This is a genomic window from Endozoicomonas sp. ONNA1 (assembly GCF_024606325.1).
In the GTDB taxonomy this organism is placed as follows: Bacteria; Pseudomonadota; Gammaproteobacteria; order Pseudomonadales; family Endozoicomonadaceae; genus Endozoicomonas_A.
Genome location: NZ_JAHHPN010000952.1, coordinates 20,905 through 27,197, shown reverse-complemented (window position 1 = coordinate 27,197; position 6,293 = coordinate 20,905). Strand labels below are relative to the sequence as shown.

The 6,293-nt window shown below is 44.1% G+C and carries 4 protein-coding genes and 1 pseudogene; 1 reads left to right on the top strand and 4 read right to left on the bottom strand.

What is annotated here, in order from left to right; genetic code table 11:
• Window positions 1–82 precede the first annotated feature (82 nt).
• Both KDK19_RS24675 and KDK19_RS22910 read right to left on the bottom strand, forming a co-directional pair.
• Window positions 83–247, bottom strand: a complete 165-nt coding sequence (locus tag KDK19_RS24675) for a GNAT family N-acetyltransferase (RefSeq protein ID WP_368736492.1) — start codon at window positions 245–247, stop codon at window positions 83–85.
• A gap of 49 nt (window positions 248–296) precedes the next feature.
• Window positions 297–791, bottom strand: a pseudogene (locus KDK19_RS22910) (AbiEi antitoxin N-terminal domain-containing protein); the annotation flags it as partial.
• A gap of 548 nt (window positions 792–1,339) precedes the next feature.
• On the opposite strand from KDK19_RS22910, the gene KDK19_RS22905 reads away from it, so the two are divergent.
• On the top strand, window positions 1,340–2,575 hold the full coding sequence (locus KDK19_RS22905) for a lytic polysaccharide monooxygenase (protein WP_257293029.1): 1,236 nt from the start codon (window positions 1,340–1,342) through the stop codon (window positions 2,573–2,575).
• Window positions 2,576–2,880: 305 nt separating this feature from the next.
• On the opposite strand, the gene katG is transcribed toward KDK19_RS22905, so the two are convergent.
• Both katG and KDK19_RS22895 read right to left on the bottom strand, forming a co-directional pair.
• Window positions 2,881–5,055: a catalase/peroxidase HPI gene (katG, locus tag KDK19_RS22900; protein ID WP_257293030.1), complete on the bottom strand. Its 2,175-nt coding sequence runs from the start codon at window positions 5,053–5,055 to the stop codon at window positions 2,881–2,883.
• A gap of 788 nt (window positions 5,056–5,843) precedes the next feature.
• On the bottom strand, window positions 5,844–6,194 hold the full coding sequence (locus KDK19_RS22895) for a hypothetical protein (protein WP_257279723.1): 351 nt from the start codon (window positions 6,192–6,194) through the stop codon (window positions 5,844–5,846).
• Between the last annotated feature and the right edge of the window lie 99 nt (window positions 6,195–6,293).

Sequence of the window (6,293 nt, the reverse complement as noted above, 5' to 3'; positions counted from 1 at the left end):
GACCAATTTATTGCAACCGCAGTAGGACAGCCTTAAGTCCGACAGGCTGCTAGTTTTTGATAGAATTCTGGCTCATCAGCAATCATTGAAACATATGTACCTGGAAGTTACCGAGTGCGACGGAGGACAAATAGCTATCTATATATTCCATGACTTTTCGTCCCAGACCCTGACCTTGGTAACTCGGATCTACCGCAACGTCTACGATTTCGAAATTACATACTCCATCGCCAATAACACGCCCCATTGCAACTAATGTTTCACTGTCTCGAATTGAGATTCCATATAAAGTGTTTAGCGTCGACCACTTCATAAGCTGCGAGTTCCGGGCGGCTGGCTTTGATCTCCTTTCCTTTTACTGTCACTTTCGTGAAATCTCTGTCGGTGAGTTCAAAAAGCTTGTGGTTCCCACTATATAACCAAGGCTGTTCGGAAAATTCTCGAAACCATTTAGGCAGGATTTGCTTATTTTTGGTACCGACCCAGACTTGTTCTGAATTCAGTTGCAGGTAATGACCAAGTCCCTGGTGAGTCAGACTGCTAAGACCTGCAAGGTGTATTGGCAACTGTAACTGTTGAGTCAGGGCTTGTAATGCATCTGGCCAGTCAGGTTTAATCTCGCCACTGGGCTCTGGGCGATAGTAAACACCAGAGCTGAGCCTCTTCAGCCAGCCGCTCTTGGCATATTTTTGAGCCAGAGAATAGTCGATACCATTCTCCGTTAGCCATCGCTGAAGCACCAGAGAACTTGGAGAGGTGTGATTTATCAGCCAGTTTATTTTAGATGACATATTAATACCCAAGATGTTAATTTACACTCTATGCCAAATCTAATGGTTTGTATAAATGGAACATTAATACCAATGGTGTGAATTATTTACTATTGTAAACCTTGCTGTATTGTTCAATGTACTCCTCTAACCTTTTCTCAGCTACTGCTATGCCAAACTGTCGTCGATTACTTTTCCTAGCTTGATGTAGTTTAGGAGGCCGCACAGGTGATCACAATGTCTGGCTTTATTCTTTGTCGATGTTAGCACCTCGATAATCGTGCCGTTAATCAATGTTCCTTCTCAGAGAACAAGACTCATATCCATTAACCAAGTGTTCATAAGTTCCAGAAAAAGCTTTCGACTGATTTCGCGTTGTTTCTGGGTGAACTTGCTGTCTGAAAAAGAGAGTTGTTGTTCCACAGAAATTCTCCGGTGCGGCTTTCGCTGAGAGTATTGCGTATTAGTAGGTATTATTCGCAGGTTTTGTTGTCATTGTTTTGGCATTAGTATGTGAAAGTCGTATTTATATTTTATGGCTTTTGTCAGGGTAGAAGATGATAATAAAAATGATAAAAACTTCTTTTGTCGGAGTGGCATCGCTGACCACTGCCGTGTTTTCCAGTATGGCTATTGGCCATGGCTGGACTGAATTTCCTAAAGCAAGACAGACTATCTGTGCAGATGATGGGGGGTATTGGGGTAATCAGGATGGTTCCACGATTCCCAATATAGCTTGTCGTGCTGCGTTTTTGGAATCTGGGACGTACCCTTTTGTTCAGAAGAATGAGTTTGCTGCTAATGTCATTGATTATAATAATAACGCAGCTGTCAGGTCAGTTGTGACAGATGGTAATCTTTGCAGTGCTGGGTCTGCCGCTAAAGCGGGCATGGATATTCCTTCCTCAGAATGGCAGAAGACTGAATTGTCTGCCGGTACTCACACACTGAGATTCAGGGCAACTGCACCTCACAACCCCAGCTACTGGCGTATTTATCTGACCAAACCCGGCTTTGATTCTTCCTCACAACGGTTGCACTGGTCAGACCTCGAATTGATCAGCAGCCATGATGATCTGCCCGTAGTGAACGGGTATTTCGAGATGGATATCAACATTCCCGAAGGAAGAAGCGGTACCGGTATTCTTTATGTGCGTTGGCAGCGAGCTGATCCTGCGGGTGAAGGATTCTATAACTGTTCAGACATTACTTTCAGCGGTGGTGGAGTTACACCGCCTCCAACACCTTCGCCAGATCCAGATCCTATGCCTAAGTTGGTGAATGTTGGAACTTTTGTGAGCAACGGGCACGATATTGCTGAAGTAGGTGATACGGTCCGCTTCCGACTCTTTGACGGTACAGGTAAAGAAGTGACTGATGAGCAGATTGCAATTACCAGCAGCAATGCCGACTTTAACCTTTGGACCACAGAGTTGGCACTGAAGGTGAATGATCGCAATCGGGGTAAAGCCTTCATTGGTATCTGGCATCAGGACATGGATCATTTGATGTATGATGAAGGCAACTTGTTCAGCAATCGTATCTGGGCTCCGGACACCAAACACTCAGCATCCACTTCAGTCATAAAAGCGGATAACGCACCCACACCCCTTCCGACACCGGATTACGAATATAAGTATCCGGAAGGTAAAGGTACCTATCAGCCTGATACAGTTGTTCTTGGCACAGATGGCGGGGTCTATCAGTGCAAGCCTTTTCCGTACTCTGGTTGGTGTAATCAGTCTTCTTTGTATTACGCTCCGGGAACTGGTTTGCACTGGTCCGAGGCCTGGATGAAAAAGTAAGTCCGTTGATTCAGGTCAGGCTTTTGACTGACCTGTAGACGGTTTTGAGCGAATTAATAACTTTTCCAGCCATCTTATCTCCTGATGCTCTTTTAAGAATAAGTTTTATCGGCAAGAAGATAAGGAAACAGTTTAGCCTCCTTGAGTTGCTGAATACCTTGGTGCAGACTGCATTTCGGCAGCATAACGGCAGCGTTCCCACTCGGGAGCAAATGCTGTCTTTGCTGGCAGTGGCAGACAGCTATCTTGAAAAACACCGCCCCTAAGATAAGGCTGCAAAATGCGGCCTTATCTGTTGATGTCGCTTATTGCAAATCAAAGCGGTCATTTGTCATTACTTTGGTCCAGGCTTCAATGAAGTCTTTCACAAAGCGCTCTTTGGCATTGTCAAAGGCATAAACTTCAGCCACAGCCCTGAGCTCTGAACTAGAACCGAAAATCAAATCCACCGGTGTCGCCGAGTATTTCACCTCACCTGATTTACGATCAACACCTTCATAAACGCCTTCTGTATCTGCTTTAAGCCAGCGGGTAGACATGTCCAACAGATTGACGAAAAAGTCGTTGCTAAGAGTGCCTGGTTTATCCGTAAAAACTCCGTGAAGACTACCACCAGTATTGGCATTCAGAACACGTAAGCCACCCACCAGAACAGTCATTTCAGGCACTGTCAGGGCTAGTTGATCGGCTTTGTCCACCAGAGCTTCAGTAGGTGACCTGTAATAATTACTGGAATAGAAGTTACGGAAGCCATCTGCCTGCGGTTTCAGCAGGTTGAAGGAGTTTACGTCGGTTTGTGTCTGAGTCGCATCGCCACGACCAGGTACAAAGGGTACTGTTGCAATTACACCTGCGTCTTTTGCCGCTTTTTCCACTGCTGCGGCACCGCCTAGTACAATTAAATCTGCTAGTGAAATTTTCTTGCGAAAGCCGTCGAAATCATCTTTGACGACTTGCAGTTTTTCCAAGACTTTTTTTACTTCCGCAGGGTTATTCACTGCCCAGTCTTTTTGAGGTGCCAAAGCAATACGGGCACCATTGGCTCCACCACGCATGTCTGAATCACGATAGGAAGCTGCTGCCCCCCATGCAACGCGCACCAGTTCAGATACGCTTAAACCTGATTTCAAAATTTCTTTTTTCAGTTTCTTTACGTCATGTTCCGAAACCAATTTGTAGTCTGGCTTGTCAATGGGATCCTGCCAAATTAGGTCTTCTTTAGGGAAGTCGTCTCCCAGATAGTTATCACGAGGTCCCATATCCCGGTGAGTCAGCTTGTACCATGCCTTCGCAAATGCCAGACGGTACTCTTCGGGATCTTCTAGAAAGCGCTCAGCAATCTTGCGGTAAGCCGGATCTTCTTTGAGGGCGAGGTCAGCAGTGGTCATTACTGGAGGGTTGAATTTACCTTCTACATGGGCATCTGGCACCGCTTTGTGCAACGATTCATCAGTGGGAATCCACTGTTTTGCGCCTGCTGGACTGGTGCTGAGTTTCCAGTCAAACTGCAGTAAATTAGACAGATACAACGATGTCCAACGAGTGGGTAACTGGGTCCAAGCTCCTTCTAAACCACTGGTTACTGTATCTTCAGCGTGACCTTTACCACATTTGTTTTTCCAGCCAAAGCCTTGTTCCTCAATAGGTGCAGCACCTGGCTCAGGACCTACGCAATCTTTGGGTTTGTGAGCGCCGTGCATTTTACCAAAAGTATGCCCTCCTGCTATCAGAGCCAGAGTTTCTTCATCATTCATTGCCATGCGACCAAATGATTCGCGAATATTGATTGCCGATGCTTTTGGATCGGGTACACCGGCTGGACCTTCCGGATTGACATAAATCAGGCCCATATGAACCGCTGCCAGAGGCTTTTTAAGTTTACCGTTTTCACTGCGACGGTCACTTGCTAACATTTCGACTTCCGGGCCCCAGTAAACTAAATCCGGCTCCCAGTCATCATCACGACCGGCGGCATATCCGTAGGTTTTAAAACCCATATTTTCCAATGCGACATTACCCGCCAAAACAATCAAATCGCCCCAGGAAATGGCTTCGCCGTATTTTTGCTTAACGGGCCACAATAGGCGACGTGCTTTATCCAGGTTACCGTTGTCTGGCCAACTGTTTAGTGGATTAAAACGTTGTTGACCGCCACCTGCACCACCGCGCCCATCCAGTGTTCTGTAAGTGCCCGCTGCATGCCAGGTCATGCGGATGAAGAAAGGACCATAGTTGCCCCAGTCAGCAGGCCACCAATCTTGTGAATCAGTGAGTACTGAATCAATATCTTTTTTCAGTGCATCCATATCCAATGCTTTGAAGGCTTCCTTATAATTGAAACCTTCACCCAAAGGGTTTGAACGTGAGTCGTGATCACGCAGAGGGGTTAGATCCAGCTGATTAGGCCACCAGAACAAGTTAGATTTTGCTTGATTGGGTATTATTTTACCGACACCCACAGTGCCTCCAGGCTTGGTCATTTCCTGACTTAGTGCAGTTTGTGCAAAACTAAGGGCGACAATACCCGCCAGTGCAGAGACTTTAAAAAAATCACTTGGTTTCATGACGCATTTTCTCTTTTTTAGACACTTTTTATTAGACATTTCCTATCGAATGTAGATTAACAATTAGAGAATATTTTTATAATTGTTTGTTTCTATGATATTGATAGACAAATCCTTTGTTAGCTGCACCGGTTTGAAAATAGAAACATCTGGGCTTTAAAAAAGCCCGCGTTTTGGTCCTACATTAAGCGGAGGTATCTCTTAAACTTTGCCGACCATCTGCTATGTCGATTATTGACGAAATGACTGCCAGTCTAAAAAAACGGACGTTTTTTTAGACTGGTTCTCTATGAGAGCTAGCTTCCCTTCAAGCAGTAGAAAATATTTAATCTTTGTCGTTTAAGTCTTTATCGTCCACTTTTCTACATACTTTCTTTCTTGGTAAATCAGCGAGTTACCTTGTTTTGTTATGAAGATTGGCTAAGCACGGGTTAGCACCCCCTGTGTCAGGTTAGTTGTCGCTTCTTCTGATTTTTCCTACAAATCAGGGGGCGGTCAGAGAGGCTGGAGAGGTATGGTTTATCAGTCAGTCTATTTTAGATGACATATTAATACCCAAGATGTTAATTTATATTTTATGCCAAACAAATAGGGCCCTCATGACGGTGTGGTTTGGGGGGAGCTGGAGAAAGACCAGCTCTTACCCGATTTATGTGGCTGCATAATGTATGGTTGTTTTATAAATTTAATGGAATTGTTCATTATTATACCATTCCAGAAATTAAACTCATATTAGCTTCTTTTGAATAAGGGTTGTTTGAATTAAAACCTTCTTGTCCCGTAACCATCATAGAAGATGCACCATGAGCAATAATTCTTCTTAAAGGTGTTGCGACTTTAGCAGCTCTGTCTGCAAGGCTTTTTGCAGGAAGATTAATAGATGCTTCATTTTCTTTATTTACTATTAAATCTACATTTGTGGGAATTAGTGATAAGCCAAGCAGTTTTGGGTTTCCACTTTTTTTTCTATAAACACTCAAAACATTTTCTGAGCAACCAGTAGTTGCACCAAAAAAACCAGTTGCTAACGAAACTAAATCACCAGTTGAATACATATAGCACCCCCTCTATATGAAATCTATAATCTGTTAGCTGTTAATTATGCACAGATATAAATGGGTGTTAATTAGACAAAAGTATTATTTCTTGATTTT

Bases quoted from the DNA above. Each gene is read 5' to 3' on its own strand.
- KDK19_RS24675 (WP_368736492.1), bottom strand. From the start codon at position 247: ATGGGGCGTGTTATTGGCGATGGAGTATGTAATTTCGAAATCGTAGAC.
- KDK19_RS22905 (WP_257293029.1), top strand. From the start codon at position 1,340: ATGATAAAAACTTCTTTTGTCGGAGTGGCATCGCTGACCACTGCCGTG.
- katG (WP_257293030.1), bottom strand. From the start codon at position 5,055: ATGACCAAGCCTGGAGGCACTGTGGGTGTCGGTAAAATAATACCCAAT.
- KDK19_RS22895 (WP_257279723.1), bottom strand. From the start codon at position 6,194: ATGTATTCAACTGGTGATTTAGTTTCGTTAGCAACTGGTTTTTTTGGT.